We start from the raw sequence: 14,550 nt of genomic DNA, 5'->3' as shown, positions 1-14,550 counted from the left end.
GGGTCTGACCCGGGCCTGACTCCGGCCTGAACCGGGCGGAGTCCTCGGCGAACCCCACCCGCTTCATCCCCCTGGGGGTTGCGTTTCGTGCCCCGCGCCAGGCGTCGAGAGCGCTGCACAGGTCACAGGCCGGGACACCGCGCGTTCTTACGTTCCAGAAACACTCACGTGGGTAGGGTCCGGCTCATGACGGCCATGTTCGAGGGCTACGGGTCGAGCGGCCCGGCCTATGACGAGATGTTCGACGGGCAGCGGCTGCGGCCGCCGTACCGACGGCTCCGCCACTCGCTGCGGGCCCTGACGACGCCGGAGCTGGTGCAGCGCGTCGAGGCGCTCCAGGCCGGGTACCTGGACCAGGGGGTGACCTTCGACATCGGCGGCGAGGAGCGGGCGTTCCCGCTCGACATCCTGCCGCGGGTGATCGAGATGGACACCTGGTCCACGATCGAGAAGGGCGTGCAGCAGCGGGTGAAGGCCCTGGAGGCCTTCCTCGCGGACGTCTACGACACGGGCCAGGTCTTCGACGACGGCGTCATCCCCCGCCGCGTCATCATGACCTCCTCGCACTTCCACCGGGAGGCGGCGAGCGTCCGGCCGCCCAACGGCGTCCGCGTGCACGTCTCGGGCATCGACCTCATCCGCGACAACGCGGGCGAGTTCCGGGTGCTCGAGGACAACTGCCGCGTCCCGTCCGGCGTCTCCTACGTGATGACGAACCGGCGCGCGATCACCGCCGCCCTGCCCGAGACGGTCGCGCAGCACCGCATCCGGCCGGTGGCCGGCTACCCGCAGCGGCTGCTTGCCGCGCTGCGCGCCGCCGCACCGGCGGGTGTGAGCGACCCGACCGTCGTCGTCCTCACCCCGGGCGTCTACAACGGCGCGTACTTCGAGCACGCGCTGCTGGCCCGCACGATGGGCGTGGAGCTGGTCGAGGGTCGCGACCTGGTCGTGCAGCGTGGCCGCGTCTTCATGCGCACCACCAAGGGCCTGGCACCCGTGCACGTCATCTACCGCCGCATCGACGACGAGTTCCTCGACCCGGCGCACTTCCGCAAGGACTCCGTGCTCGGCGCCCCCGGGCTCATCGACGCCTCGCGGGCCGGCAACGTGACGCTGGCCAACGCGGTGGGCAACGGCGTCGCCGACGACAAGCTCGTCTACACCTACATGCCCGACATCATCCGGTACTACCTCGACGAGGAGCCGGCGATCCGCAACGTCGACACGTGGCGCTGCGGCGACGCCGAGGCCCGCGAGGAGGTGCTGGACCGGCTCGACGAGCTCGTGCTCAAGCCGGTCGACGGCTCCGGCGGCAAGGGCATCGTGATCGGCCCGCGCGCGTCGAAGGCGGAGCTCGACGAGCTGCGGCAGAAGGTCATCGACTCCCCGCGCGACTGGATCGCGCAGCCCGTCGTCCAGCTCTCGACCGTGCCGACGTTCGTCGACGGCGAGCTGGGCCCGCGCCACGTGGACCTGCGCCCGTTCGCCGTCAACGACGGCCACCGCGTGTGGGTGCTGCCCGGCGGCCTCACCCGCGTCGCGCTGGCCAAGGGCGAGCTGATCGTGAACTCGTCCCGCGGCGGCGGCTCCAAGGACACCTGGGTGCTGGCGGGCCCGTCCACGGCGCCCGACGGCTACGAGGAGGACGACGACCTCGACCTCTCCCACGAGGTCGACCCGGCGGACGAGCTGGACACCCAGCCCACGTCGCCCCCGGCCCCGGTCACCGGCGTGATGCCCGCGATCACCCCGGAGGTCGAGGCCGAGATGGCCGCGGCCTTCGCGCAGCAGAGGCACCAGCAGTCGCAGTCGCAGACGGGCGCTGCGACCGAGAAGGGTGGGGACGCCTGATGCTCAGCCGCATCGCCGAGTCGATGTTCTGGATCGGCCGCTACGTCGAGCGGGCCGAGGACACCGCCCAGCTCCTGGACGTGCAGAGCCAGCTGCTGCTGGAGGACGCGACGCTCGACGAGAACGCCACCTGCCGCGACCTGCTCAACATCATGGGGGCGGAGCTGGGCGAGCACGAGGGCCCACTCGGCCTGGGAGCTGCCCTCCACATGCTCTGCTACGACTCCGGCAACCCCAGCTCGATCGCGGCCAGCCTCGAGGCTGCCCGCGAGTCGGCCCGTCGGGCCAGGGAGACCCTCTCGGTCGCGATGTGGGAGGCCATCAACACCACGTACCGCGCGATCCCGTCGGGGCACTTCGGCCGCATGCGTGCACCCGGCGTCTTCTCCTGGGTGCGCGACCGTGTCTCCCTGGTCAACGGCATCGCCGACGGCACGATGACGCGCGACGAGTCCTGGCAGTTCATGGTGCTCGGCCGCAGCGTCGAGCGGGCCGACATGACGAGCCGCCTGGTGGCCAGCGCGTCGTTGGCGTCCGGCTCGGAGACCCCGTGGACGACGACGCTGCGGGCGTCCGGGTCCTACGACGCCTTCCTACGGACGTACCGGGGCGTGGAGACCGAGCGCGCGGCCGCCGAGTTCCTGCTGCTCGACCGGCTCTTCCCCCGTTCCGTGGTGTACTCCCTCCAGCGCGCCGAGCAGTGCCTGCAGAACCTCGAGTCCGCCGACCCGCGCGCCGGCTTCCAGAACGAGGCCCAGCGCCTCCTCGGCCGGATGCGCGCCGAGCTCGAGTACCGCTCCCCCACGGAGCTGATGACCGACCTGCCGACCGAGATGGAGCGGCTCCAGCGCACCTGCGCCGCCGCCACCGAGGCGGTGACGCGCCGCTACTTCGCCGGCGCGGAAGCGACGAGCTGGACCGGGGTGAGCGTCTGATGCAGCTGAGGATCGTCCACACGACGACGTTCGAGTACGACGGCAAGGCCAGCGCCTCGGTCAACCAGGCGCGCCTGACCCCCGTCACCTCGCCCGAGCAGATCCTGGTGCACTCCCGCATCGAGGTGCACCCGGCGCCGTACACCTACGAGTACCGCGACTACTACGGCAACGCGGTGACCTCGTTCGAGATCATGGAGCCGCACGACCAGCTCACGGTGACGGCGACCTCGACCGTGCAGACCGAGCCGCACCACCACCTCGACCACCACCTCTCGTGGGCCGACATGGCCGCCTGGGACGTCTCCGACCGGTGGGCCGAGTTCCTGTTCCTGCCGGACCTCGTGGCGCCGTCGGAGGACTTCGCGACCCGGGTCAAGGACGCCGGCGGCGCCGCTGCGTCCCCTGCGGACGCCGTGGCCGCGGTGGCCGCGCTGGTGCGCGGCGAGGTCGAGTACCTGCCGGGCTCCACCGGCGTGCACTCCACCGCCGCCGAGGTCTGGGCCCAGCGGGCCGGCGTCTGCCAGGACATGGCGCACCTGACCATCGGTGGCCTGCGCTCGCTCGGCATCCCGGCGCGCTACGTCTCCGGCTACCTGCACCCCGCTCCCGACCCGGTCGTGGGGCTCCAGGTCACCGGTCAGTCCCACGCGTGGATCGAGTGGTGGGACGGCGCCTGGCGCGCGGTCGACCCGAGCCAGGACGCCGCGATGGACGAGCGGTACGTGACCGTGGCCGTCGGCCGCGACTACACGGACGTGAAGCCGCTCTCCGGCATCTACTCGGGCTCCGGCTCCTCCACCATGACCGTGGACGTGCAGATCACCCGCCTGTCCTGAGGTCTGCGCGCCTACCGGAGGTCGAGGAGGTTGCGCAGGAACCGCCGCGAGACCTCTACCCCACCGGCTGGTCGTGCAGGATGCGCTGGAACAGGTGGTGGTCCTGCCACGCCCCGGCGATGAACAGGTACTTCTCGGCCGTGCCGAACTGGCTGAACCCGGCGGCGCGCAGCACGGCCTGTGACCCGGTATTGGCGGTCATGGTTCCGGCCTCGAGCCGGTGCAGGCCGATCTCTCGCGCCCGGACGACGGCGTGCTCGACGAGCGTGGTGGCGAGCCCGCGCCGCAGGTGGTCGCGGTCGACCCAGTAGCCGACGCTGGAGGAGGCGAAGACCCCGCGGACGATGTTGTTGAGGTTCATCCGCCCGACGACCCGGTCGCCGTCCAGCAGCAGCCAGGGGTCGACGAGTCCCAGCTCCCACTGGCGAGCGGCACCGGCGAGGTTCTCGGCCTGCCCGGCCTCGGTGTAGAAGGCCGCGGGACGCACCGGGTCCCACGGCGCGAGGTGGTCGCGGTTGTGGGTGTAGGCCTCGGCGAGCCTGGGGGCGTCCTCGAGGGTGGTGGGCCGCAGGACGAGGCCCTGCACGTGGACGCTGGTTCCTGGCGCGATGCTGCTCTGCACGGCCGTGACGGTACGCTCTCGTGCTGCGGACGGGCTGGTCGGGCGACCGCGTTGCTCTCGTGAGGGAGCACCGAGGAAGGTCCGGGCTCCGAAGGGCAGGGTGGTGGCTAACAGCCACCCGGGGCAACCCGCGGGAAAGTGCCACAGAGAACAGACCGCCGGGCCCTCACGGGCACGGTCAGGGTGAAACGGTGGGGTAAGAGCCCACCAGCGGCCGAGGTGACTCGGTCGGCTCGGCAAACCCCACCCGGAGCAAGGTCAAGAAGCCACCTCAGGGTGGCGCGCACGCGTTCGAGGGCGGCCCGCCCGAGCGTGCGGGTAGACCGCTGGAGGGTGTCGGCAACGGCACTCGTAGATGGATGGTCGCCCCCTGGTCACCAGGGACAGAACCCGGCCTACAGACCAGCCCGTCCGCACCTCACCGGCCCCGGCGCCCCGTGCAGCCGGCGAGACGCTCACCGGTCTGCGTGACCGGCGGACGCACGCCCTCGCCGGCCGCTACCGTCCAGCCGTGACTGACACGTCTCCAGGAGCACCGGCCGGCGACGACAAGCGCATGCGGCTGCGCTACGCCGGCTCCTGCCGGCTGTGCGGCCACCCGCTGGCCGCCGGTGCCGACGCCGTCTACGAGCGAGCACGGCGGACGGTGCGGTGCGTGACCTGCCCGGAGGCGGGGGCAGCGACTCCGGGCGCACCGACCACCACGGAGGGGACCCTTCCCGAGCCCGTCCGTCCCGGGACGGCCGGTGCCTCTGCGCGGCGCGAGTACGAGCGTCGTAGGGACGACCGCGAGCGCCGTGTCCGGGAGCGGCATCCCCGGATCGGGGGCTTCCTGCTCGCCGTCGCCGGCGAGCCCGGGTCCACCCGGGCCTGGAGCATCGGAGCCGCCGGCGAGGAGAGGCTGGGGGCACGCCTCGATGCCCTGGACCCGGCAGCCGTCCGGGTGCTGCACGACCGACGGGTCCCGCGCACCCGGGCGAACATCGACCACGTCGCTGTGACCCCGACCGGGGTCGTGGTGATCGACGCCAAGCGCTACCAGGGCCGGCGCCCGTCGCTGCGGGTGGAGGGCGGCCTCCTGCGTCCTCGCGTGGAGTCGCTCCTCGTCGGGAACCGCGACCGGACGCCGCTGGTCGAGGGCGTGCAGCGTCAGGTCGAGGTGGTGCGCGGCGTCGTGGGCGAGGACGTCCCGGTGACGGGGGTCCTCTGCTTCGTCGACGCCGAGTGGCCACTCATCGGCGGCTCGTTCACCGTCCGCGGCGTGGACGTGGTGTGGCCACGACGGCTGTGCGACCGGCTCCCCTCGCCCGGGCCGCTGGCCGCTCGTCTGGACGAGCTGCACCGCCGCCTGGCCGAGGCACTGCCACCGGCGTGACGCTGAGCCCACGGACCCACCCGCGGTCGGCGGACACCCCGATCCCCCACCCTGGGGAAGCTGGCGGGATCTGCTCCGCGCGCACCCCGGCACCGCCACGATGTCGCGGGTGCGGATCGGCACGTGGAACCTGGCGGGGCGGTGGTCGGAGGCCCACCGCGCCTTCGTCGTGTCCCTGGACTGCGACGTCCTCCTCCTCACCGAGGTCTCCGAGCGGGTCCGGCTCCCGGGGCTCTTCGCCCACACCACGGCCGCCACGATGGCGCGCCGGCGGCGATGGGCGGGTGTCTACTCGCGCGACAGGCTGAGCCCCTTGGCCGACCCGCACGGAGCGACCGCCCTGGCGCAGGTGGACGGGCTGCGGGTCGCCTCCACCGTCCTGCCGTGGCGCGCCAGCGGCGGGCGTGCGCCGTGGATCGGCGTCAGCACGCACGAGCGGACGGTCGAGGCCGTCGACGCGATCGTCGACGCCGCTCCCACGGTCTGGGGCGGGGACCTCAACCACGCCTTCCTGGGCCGGGAGTACTCAGGTTCCCTGGCGGGCCGTCGGCACCTCCTCTCCGCGATCGAGGGTCTGGGGCTCCAGGTGCCCACAGCCCAGGCCCCGCACCAGATCGAGGGGCTGTTCTCCATCGACCACGTCGCCGTGCCGGCGTCCTGGACGACCACCGTGGAGCACCACTCGACGTTGCGAGAGGTCGGACGGCTCTCCGACCACGACGCCTACGTGGTGGAGGCTGAGCCCCGCTGAGCCCCGCTGAGCCCGTCCGACGGCTACGCCCGGTGGACGCGGGAGCGGCCGGACCGCGACGATCCGAGCATGGACTTCTCCGAGGCCAGCCTCGTCCCCGTCACCCTCGAGAGCTGCGGCACCCTCGGCGGGCCCTTCTGGCACGGCACCGCCGCCGCCCTGGAACCCGGTGCCGAGCTCGTGCCCGGCCACCGCTCGAACTACCAGTCCTCACGAGTGATGAACCACGTCTACTTCGCGGGCGACATCGAGGCGGCGGTCTGGGGCGCGGAGCTGGCGACCGCGCTCACCAGCGGCGGCCGCGGCCACGTCTACCTGGTCGAGCCGACCGGTCCCTTCGAGGACGATCCCAACGTGACGGACAAGAAGTTCCCCGGCAACCCCACCCGCTCCTTCCGCTCCCGGCACCCGCTGCGCGTGCTGGAGGAGGTGCCCGGCTGGCCAACGCACGACCCCGACGTCGTCGCCGGGATGCTCGCGGGTCTGGAGCAGCTGCGCAGCGAGGGCAGGGACGTCATCGAGGACTGAGCGGCACCCGACGCCCGCGGGGCGTCAACGCTGGTGCCACTGCCCCTGGGAGAGGACCCGCACGTCCTGCGCGCCCCGCTCCCCGGTGACGACGAGAGCGCTGAGGTCGTCGAGCAGGTACGACGGCCCGCCGACGCCGCCGGCCCACTCCTCGGCCGCGGCCAGCGTGTTCCCGGGCAGGTCCGGGTTGTCCAGGTGCGGGAAGATCGAGAAGTCGACCAGGCCGAGCGTCGTGTCGTGGCCGGGCTCCCCCGCGCCCGGGTGCCCGGGAGGGGTCCACCCGACGAACTCGGTACCGATCCGCGGCGTCACGACCATCGACCCGGCGCTCAGCCCGACGTAGACGAGGTCCAGGTCGGGCAGCAGGTCCGCCAGGCCGGAGGCCACCATCCAGTGGTGCAGGAACAACGGGTCACCGCCCTCCACGAGCACGGCGTCCGCCCGCCCGAGGGCCGGGAGCCACACCGACTGCTCCAGCGAGGGCAGCGCGGTCAGCTCGAGCACCCCGAGCGAGCCCCAGCCGGCGCCCGCCAGGCTGTTGCCACCGCGAGCACGGATCACCGTGCCCGCCATGTCGACCCCGATGCCCATCGCGTAGAGCGCGGTCGGCACCAGCACCGCGGAGGCCTCGGACACCGGCTTGTCGAGCAGCTCCTCCAGGGCAGCGGTGATGTCGTCGGTGGTCAGGCCACCGGAGGTCAGCAGCATCTTCACGAGGTCTCCCGAGAAACGTGGACGGCGGGCGTGGCAATCTTCGTCCATGCCCACCCAGATGTTCGACGACGGCACCGACAGCGTCCCCGAGGCCGTGGCCGGCGACGTGGGACGGGTCGTCGTCATCGGCGCCGGCATCGCCGGGCTCACGTGCGCCAACGCCCTCCTGACCGCCGGCGTCGACGTCGTCCTCGTCGAGGCACGCGACAGGGTCGGCGGCCGACTGCGGACCGTCGACGTGGACGGGCACCCGGCCGACCTGGGCGGCTCGTGGGTGCACCACCCCGAGGACAACCCGCTCACCGACTGGCTGGCGCTGGCCGGCGTCCCGAGCATCGTGGACCCCACCGGCACGCGCTTCACCGGCGCCGACCTCGGAGAGGGCCGCACCCTGACCCCCGCCGAGCTGGAGGGCACCGGCTACGCCGTGTTCGAGCCGCTGGAGGCGGAGGTCCGCGCCGCGATCGCCGCCGACGAGCCCGACGTGTCGGCCGCCGCGGCGATCGACGCCCACCTCGCGGCCACCCACGCCCCGAGCCCCGAGCGCGACAGGCTCCGCCAGCTCATGGCCGCCATGGTCGAGCAGGACGGGGCGGGGCCGCTGTCCGCCATCTCCGCCCGGTGGGCGCTGACCGGCGGGATGTTCGTGGGCGACGTCGTCGACCACGTGCCCGTGGGCGGCTACCGGGCGGTGCTCGCTCCGCTGGCCCAGCCGCTGATCGACGCAGGCGTCCTGCACCTGGGGCGGCCCGTGGACCGCGTGGTCACCTCGCCGGAAGGCGTCCGCGTCGAGGGCACCACGACCGAGGGCCAGGCGTGGGCGGAGTCCGGCACCCACGTGGTCGTCACCGTGCCGCTCGGCGTGCTCAAGGCCGGTTCGATCGCGTTCACCCCGCCCCTGCCCGCCCACCGGCAGGCCGTGGTCGACCGCACCGGCTTCGGCACGATGGAGAAGGTCGTGCTCGCCTTCGCGGAGCCCTTCTGGCGCGACGTCGACGCCGGTCTCATGCACTCGGTGATCTATCCCGACGACCGCCGCGAGGCCGCCACCTGGACGTGGGACTTCGGGCTCTCCCCCACCCTCATGTTCCTCGTGGCCGACAGTGCGGTGGCCTCGATGCAAGCCGATCCCCGCGGCTTCGCCACCGCCCAGCTGGCGGCGCTCCTGGGCGGCGACCTGCCGGCCGAGCCCACCGACGTCGCCAGCACCACCTGGGCCGACGACCCGTACGCCCGCGGCGCCTACGGGCACGTCCACCCTGGCCAGGACGACAGCGACTTCGACCGCCTCGGCGAGCCGGTGGGTCGGGTCTGCTTCGCGGGCGAGTCCACCCAGTCCGAGCGGGCCGGTTACGCCGACGGCGCGATGATCAGCGGGCTGCGGGAGGCCAAGCGGCTGCTCCAGCGCCCGGCCGTGGCCCTGACCGCCGCTCAGACCAGCAGCCCGACCAGCAGGTAGACCAGCGCGGCGAGGGCGAGGAGGCCCCAGGCGACCAGGATCAGGCGCGCGCCACGGACCTCCGCGTCCCAGCTCCGGTGGTCGCCGTCGCCGTAGGTGCGCGCCGACTCCAGCACGTGCGGGTCGCCCTCCTCCAGTCCGGTCAGGTAGTCCTCCTGCAGGGCGGCCAGCGCCGCCTCCCGACGACGTCGGCGCTCCCGACGGGCGTGCAGCAGCGCACCCCAGCCACGGCTGGTCACCGGCGTCCACCTCCCGAGTGGTTGACGAGGTCAGCGACCGTACAGCAGCACCTGACGCAGCGGAACCCCAGCGGAACCCCAGCGGCCCTGCTCAGGCCCCCACGTAGGCCGCCAGGTGCCGTCCGGTCAGCGTCGAGGCGTCGGCGACGAGGTCCGCCGGGGTGCCGGTGAAGACGACCTGGCCGCCGTCGTGCCCGGCCCCGGGCCCCAGGTCGATCACCCAGTCCGCGTGCGCCATCACCGCCTGGTGGTGCTCGATGACGACGACGGACTTGCCCGCGTCCACCAGCCGGTCCAGCAGGCCCAGCAGGGTCTCGACGTCCGCCAGGTGCAGCCCGGCCGTCGGCTCGTCCAGGACGTAGACGCCGCCGTCGTCCGCCATCTGCACGGCCAGCTTCACCCGCTGGCGCTCACCGCCGGACAGCGTCGACAGCGGCTGGCCCAGGGTCAGGTAGGGCAGGCCGACGTCCACGAGGCGCGCCAGGATCTTGGCGGCGGCGGGCACCTTGCCCTCGCCCGCCGAGAAGAAGTCCGCGGCCTCCGCCACGGGCATGGCCAGCACGTCCACGATGGTGCGGCCGCCGAGGGTGTACTGCAGCACGTCCTCGGAGAACCGGCGCCCATCGCAGGTCTCGCACGTGACCGAGGAGGCCTGCGCGAGCGGCAGCCCGTTGTCGATCACCCCGGCACCGTTGCAGGTGGGGCAGGCGCCCTCGGAGTTGGCGCTGAACAGGGCCGGCTTCACGCCGTTGGCCTTCGCGAACGCCTTGCGGATCGGCTCCAGCAGGCCCGTGTACGTGGCGGGGTTGGAGCGCCGCGACCCCTTGATCGCCGACTGGTCGACCACGACGACGTCCTGACCGGGCGCCTTGGCCACGGAGCCGTGGATCAGCGAGGACTTGCCCGAGCCCGCCACGCCGGTCACCACGCAGAGCACGCCGAGCGGCACGTCCACGTCCACCTCGCGCAGGTTGTTCGCGCTCGCGCCCCGCACCTCGAGCCAGGACGACGGCGTGCGCACCGTGCTCTTCAGCGAGGCGCGGTCGTCGAGGTGGCGACCCGTGAGGGTGTCGGCGTCGCGCAGCGCGTCCGCCGTGCCCTCGAACACGATCTCGCCACCTGCCGAGCCCGCACCCGGGCCGAGGTCGACGACGTGGTCGGCGATGGCGATCACCTCGGGCTTGTGCTCGACGACGAGCACGGTGTTGCCGAGGTCGCGCAGCCGCTGCAGCAGGTCGTTCATCCGGTCGATGTCGTGCGGGTGCAGGCCCGTGCTGGGCTCGTCGAAGACGTAGGTGACGTCGGTGAGCGCGCTGCCCAGGTGCCGGATCATCCTGGTCCGCTGCGCCTCGCCGCCGGACAGCGTGCCCGAGGGCCGGTCCAGGGAGAGATAGCCCAGGCCGATCGCCACGAAGCTGTCCAGGAGGTGCGCCAGCGACCCCAGCAGAGGGGCCGCCCCGGCCGCCTCGCCCGAGGCGCGCAGGTCGGCGACCCAGCCGGCGAGGTCGGTGATCTGCATGGCGCACGCCTCGGCGATGGAGAGACCGGCGACCTTCGAGGCCCGGGCCGCCTCGGTGAGCCGCGTGCCCTCGCACTCGGGGCAGGTGGTGAAGGCGATCGCGCGGTCGACGAACGCACGGATGTGCGGCTGCATCGCCTCCCGGTCCTTGGCGAGCATCGACTTGCGGATCGTCGGCAGCAGGCCCGCGTACGTCAGGTTGATGCCGTCGATCTTCAGCTTGGTGGCCTCGCGGTGCAGCAGGTCGTCGAGCTGCTTCTTCGTGAAGTCCTTGATCGGGGTGTCGCAGTCGAAGTAGCCGCAGCCGCGCAGGATGCGGCCCTGCCAACCCTCCATCGAGTACCCGGGGATGGTGAGCGCGCCGTCGTTGATGGAGAGGTTCTCGTCGTACAGGGCGGTCAGGTCGAAGTCGGAGACGCTGCCGCGTCCCTCGCACCGGGGGCACTGGCCGCCGGTCACCGAGAAGGCGCGGCGTTCCTTGACCTCGCGGCCCGCCTTGGTGGTCGTCACCGCGCCGGCCCCCGAGACCGAGGCGACGTTGAAGGAGTAGGCCTGAGGCGGGCCCACGTGGGGGTCCCCGAGCCGGGAGAACAGGATGCGCAGGAGCGCGTTGGCGTCCGTCGCGGTCCCCACCGTCGACCGGGGGTCGGCGCCCAGCCGCTCCTGGTCCACGATGATCGCGGTGGTCAGGCCCTCGAGCACGTCCACGTCGGGGCGTGCCATGGACGGCATGAAGCCCTGCACGAACGAGGAGTAGGTCTCGTTGATCATCCGCTGCGACTCGGCAGCGATGGTGGCGAAGACGAGCGAGGACTTGCCCGAGCCGGAGACTCCGGTGAACACCGTGAGCCGTCGCTTGGGCAGCTCCACCGCGACGTCGCGCAGGTTGTTCTCGCGGGCCCCGACGACCCGGATGGTGTCGTGGGAGTCGGCAGGATGCGCCGACCCGGGCGCGGTGTCGGAAGAGGGGTCGGGCACGGGCTGCCTCCTGCCGGGCGAGGGACGGACAGCCATGTCTACCGCACCGTCCCGACACAGACCTTGCACGGCCCGCGGGCTGCCGGGAGCCGTGACCGGACGGCGGCGAGCGGCCCCGGGCAAAGACTGGCGCGAGCAGGCAATCAACCCCGTACCGGGTCTCGCTTTCCGCGCGCGGCGCCCCCTAGAGTGGCGGCGTCGACGCGGCGAACTCCGGGGGGAGGCTCGCCGCCTGTCGAGTGCGGCGGTGATTTCCCTCAGTGGTCACCGATGACGCACCGAGGGCCCCGTCCATCCCACTCGGGCGGGGTCCTCGCTCGTTCTGCGGACGGCTCGAGGAGCATGTGGCCGGGCCGCCCGCGAGGGGGGTGCGCGAGCGACCCGGTCACCGGGTGTGTACCCACGGAGACCCACCAGCAAACGGCAAAGGTAAAGAAACTGTGCGCCCCCGGTGAGCCGGGCACCTCACACCAGCGAGAACCGCACCCGCCGCTCGGCGACGTCGACCTCCTCGAGGCGGAGCCTGACCTGCCCACCCAGGGGCAGCTCCCGGTCGGCCACCAGCGGGGCCTCGACCGCCGGGCTGCTGATCACGACCTGCCCGCGCGTGTGGTCGTCGTCGTCGCGGTCCACCACGAAGGCGTCGAACTGCTCGCCCACGGCGCCGGCCAGCACCCCGGCCTCGACGAGGTCGAGCACCGCCCGCTCGTAGGCGACCGCGCGCCGCCCGGAGGCCGCCAGCGTGGCCGGCAGACCGGGCAGCGCCGTGCGCACCCAGGTCGGCACGTCCCCGCCCGAGCAGAGCGCCAGGCACACCTCCAGCGCGTACCGGTCGCCCAGGCGCCGCAGCGGCGCCGTGACGTGGGCGTACTCGGTGGCCAGACCGGCGTGCCGGGCGTAGGGCGGCACGTCACCGTCGAACGTCACGTACCCGGCACCCCGCAGCACCCGGGTCACGTCCAGCAGCATCGCCACGTGCCGCGGCTCGTCCGGGTCGAGCGTCCGCACGAAGTCGGCGAAGAGCATCTCGGCGGGCCAGTCCAGGCCCAGCGCACGGGCACCGCGGTGCAGCCGCTGCTCCTCGCCCGGGTCGCGCGCCGGCAGGGTCCGCAGCATCCCCACCTCGCCGTAGAGCATCATCGCGGCGGCCGCGAAGCCGGTCAGCAGGGAGACCTGCGCGTTCCACTCCTCCACCGGCAGGCGGGTGCGGTGCTCGAGCCGCCACCGGTCCCCCACCACGTCCACCTCCTGCTCCGGCACGGGCAGGCTGATCCCACCGCGGGCGGCCTCGCGCGCCAGCCGCAAGGGCCCGAGGTCGGCCAGCACCGCCAGCGTGGACGGTCCGGCGCCGGCGTCCACCAGGGCCTGGGCCTCCTCGTAGGACAGCTGCTGGCGCGACCGCACCCGGACCCGCTCGAGGTCGGCGTCGACGCGCTCGCCGTCCGCGGTCATCCGGATCGTCCACAGCAGCGCCGGACGCTCCTCCCCCGGCAGCAGCGACGCAGCGCCCTCGCTGAGCACCGGCGGGTACAGCGGCACCGTGGCCTCGGCGCCGTACAGGGTCTGGCCGCGGCGGTGCGCCTCCTCGTCCAGCGGGTCGCCGGCGGTGACGAAGGCCGCCACGTCCGCGATCGCGTAGTGGACGAGGAACCCGCCGTCCTCCGTCCGTTCCAGGTGCATCGCCTGGTCGAGGTCGCGCGAGCCCCCGGGGTCGATGGTGATCAGCGGCAGGTCGGTGCGGTCGACCTCGGGCATGCGCGGGGCCGCCGCCGCGGCGCGCGCCGCGGCCAGCACCGCGGCGGGGAACTCCGGGTCGACCCCGAGCTCGACCTGCACCTCACGGACCCCCGCCGCCAGCGTGCGCGCCGACACCCCCTCGTCGTAGGCACGGACCCTGACCACGGGGTGGGAGCTCATACCAGGCACGATAACCAGCACCATGCTGATCCTGCTGCCCCCCAGCGAGGGCAAGACCGCTCCCCGACGCGGCGCCCCGCTGGCCCTCGACTCGCTCTCCCACCCCGCGCTCAACCCGACCCGCGAGCGCGTGCTCGACACCCTGGTCACGCTCTGCTCCGGGCACGCCGAGCACGCCGCCTCCGTGCTGGAGGTCGGCTCCACCCAGCTCGACCTGGTGACGGCCAACGCCCGGTTGCGCGAGGCGCCGACCGGGCGCGCGGACGCGATCTACACCGGCGTCCTCTACGACCACCTGGACGCCGGCGGGCTCAGCGCGGCCGCCAAGCGGCGGGCGTCCTCGCGGCTGGCGGTGGTCTCGAGCGTGTTCGGGCTGGTCCGCCCCGGCGACCGGGTGCCCGCCTACCGGCTCTCCGGCCAGACGAGCCTGCCTGGCCTCGGGCCCGTGGCGTCGGCCTGGCGGCCCGTGCTGGGCGAGGCCGTCGCGGCGCAGGTCGGTCGCGGCCTGGTGGTCGACCTGCGCTCCAGCGTCTACGCCGGCTTCTGGCGCCCCGGCAAGGACGCCGGCGACGTGGACCCGCGCACCCGGGTGGCGACCGTGCGGGTGCTGCACGAGCAGGGCGGCAAGCGGAAGGTGGTCAGCCACTTCAACAAGGCCACGAAGGGCCGCATCGTGCGGGCACTGCTCGAGGACGGCGCGGACCCGACCACCCCGGCCCGGCTGGCCGAGGCGCTCCGCGACCTGGGGTGGGCCGTGGAGGTCGGCGAGCCGGGCGCCCAGGGCACCCGGCTCGACGTGGTCGTCACCGAGCTCTGACGAGCT

13 protein-coding genes and 1 other RNA gene are annotated in these 14,550 nt (G+C 73.3%); 9 read left to right on the top strand and 5 right to left on the bottom strand.

Annotated elements, in window-relative coordinates:
• The first annotated feature begins 186 nt into the window (after positions 1–186).
• Genes M8316_RS13365 through M8316_RS13355 form a run of 3 tightly spaced genes read left to right on the top strand, consistent with a single transcriptional unit; the run spans position 187 to position 3,625 of the window.
• Complete coding sequence (locus M8316_RS13365) at positions 187–1,851, top strand: circularly permuted type 2 ATP-grasp protein (RefSeq protein ID WP_250055302.1); 1,665 nt, start codon at positions 187–189, stop codon at positions 1,849–1,851.
• Complete coding sequence (locus M8316_RS13360; RefSeq protein ID WP_250055301.1) at positions 1,851–2,786, top strand: alpha-E domain-containing protein; 936 nt, start codon at positions 1,851–1,853, stop codon at positions 2,784–2,786. The genes M8316_RS13365 and M8316_RS13360 overlap by 1 nt, the downstream gene beginning before the upstream one ends.
• On the top strand, positions 2,786–3,625 hold the full coding sequence (locus M8316_RS13355) for a transglutaminase family protein (RefSeq protein WP_250055300.1): 840 nt from the start codon (positions 2,786–2,788) through the stop codon (positions 3,623–3,625). The genes M8316_RS13360 and M8316_RS13355 overlap by 1 nt, the downstream gene beginning before the upstream one ends.
• A 55-nt stretch (positions 3,626–3,680) precedes the next feature.
• On the opposite strand, the gene M8316_RS13350 is transcribed toward M8316_RS13355, so the two are convergent.
• Positions 3,681–4,247 (bottom strand): GNAT family N-acetyltransferase, encoded by a 567-nt coding sequence (locus tag M8316_RS13350; protein WP_250055299.1) that lies wholly within the window; start codon positions 4,245–4,247, stop codon positions 3,681–3,683.
• Between the two features lie 30 nt (positions 4,248–4,277).
• On the opposite strand from M8316_RS13350, the gene rnpB reads away from it, so the two are divergent.
• From rnpB to arr, 4 genes are all read left to right on the top strand, one after another.
• Positions 4,278–4,661, top strand: an RNA gene (gene rnpB, locus M8316_RS13345) — RNase P RNA component class A.
• Between the two features lie 97 nt (positions 4,662–4,758).
• The gene (locus M8316_RS13340) at positions 4,759–5,622 is read left to right on the top strand and encodes a nuclease-related domain-containing protein (protein WP_250055298.1); all 864 of its coding nucleotides are present in this window, start codon (positions 4,759–4,761) and stop codon (positions 5,620–5,622) included.
• Positions 5,623–5,731: 109 nt separating this feature from the next.
• Entirely contained in the window at positions 5,732–6,373 is a 642-nt protein-coding gene (locus M8316_RS13335; protein WP_250055297.1) for an endonuclease/exonuclease/phosphatase family protein, read from the top strand.
• Between the two features lie 69 nt (positions 6,374–6,442).
• Positions 6,443–6,901: an NAD(+)--rifampin ADP-ribosyltransferase gene (gene arr, locus M8316_RS13330; protein WP_250055295.1), complete on the top strand. Its 459-nt coding sequence runs from the start codon at positions 6,443–6,445 to the stop codon at positions 6,899–6,901.
• A 24-nt stretch (positions 6,902–6,925) separates the two neighbouring features.
• On the opposite strand, the gene M8316_RS13325 is transcribed toward arr, so the two are convergent.
• On the bottom strand, positions 6,926–7,609 hold the full coding sequence (locus tag M8316_RS13325; protein WP_250055424.1) for a Type 1 glutamine amidotransferase-like domain-containing protein: 684 nt from the start codon (positions 7,607–7,609) through the stop codon (positions 6,926–6,928).
• Between the two features lie 52 nt (positions 7,610–7,661).
• Between M8316_RS13325 and M8316_RS13320 the strand changes: the two genes are divergently transcribed.
• Entirely contained in the window at positions 7,662–9,074 is a 1,413-nt protein-coding gene (locus M8316_RS13320; protein ID WP_272495203.1) for a flavin monoamine oxidase family protein, read from the top strand.
• Here the strand turns inward: M8316_RS13320 and M8316_RS13315 are convergent.
• The 3 genes from M8316_RS13315 to M8316_RS13305 form a co-directional block, all read right to left on the bottom strand.
• Positions 9,047–9,313 (bottom strand): hypothetical protein, encoded by a 267-nt coding sequence (locus M8316_RS13315; RefSeq protein WP_250055293.1) that lies wholly within the window; start codon positions 9,311–9,313, stop codon positions 9,047–9,049. The two genes, M8316_RS13320 and M8316_RS13315, sit on opposite strands and share 28 nt — an antisense overlap.
• Before the next feature lie 91 nt (positions 9,314–9,404).
• Positions 9,405–11,846 carry an ATP-binding cassette domain-containing protein gene (locus M8316_RS13310; RefSeq protein ID WP_250055291.1) on the bottom strand — a complete coding sequence of 814 codons (2,442 nt, stop codon included), beginning with the start codon at positions 11,844–11,846 and terminating at the stop codon, positions 9,405–9,407.
• Positions 11,847–12,275: 429 nt separating this feature from the next.
• Positions 12,276–13,727: an RNB domain-containing ribonuclease gene (locus M8316_RS13305; protein WP_250055289.1), complete on the bottom strand. Its 1,452-nt coding sequence runs from the start codon at positions 13,725–13,727 to the stop codon at positions 12,276–12,278.
• Between the two features lie 22 nt (positions 13,728–13,749).
• Here M8316_RS13305 and yaaA point away from each other — a divergent pair, with 22 nt between their 5' ends.
• The gene (yaaA, locus tag M8316_RS13300; RefSeq protein ID WP_250055287.1) at positions 13,750–14,544 is read left to right on the top strand and encodes a peroxide stress protein YaaA; all 795 of its coding nucleotides are present in this window, start codon (positions 13,750–13,752) and stop codon (positions 14,542–14,544) included.
• The last annotated feature ends 6 nt before the right edge of the window (positions 14,545–14,550 follow it).

The organism is Nocardioides bruguierae (assembly GCF_023554635.1).
Lineage (GTDB): Bacteria > Actinomycetota > Actinomycetes > Propionibacteriales > Nocardioidaceae > Nocardioides > Nocardioides bruguierae.
This window is presented reverse-complemented; position numbering and strand designations above follow the sequence as displayed.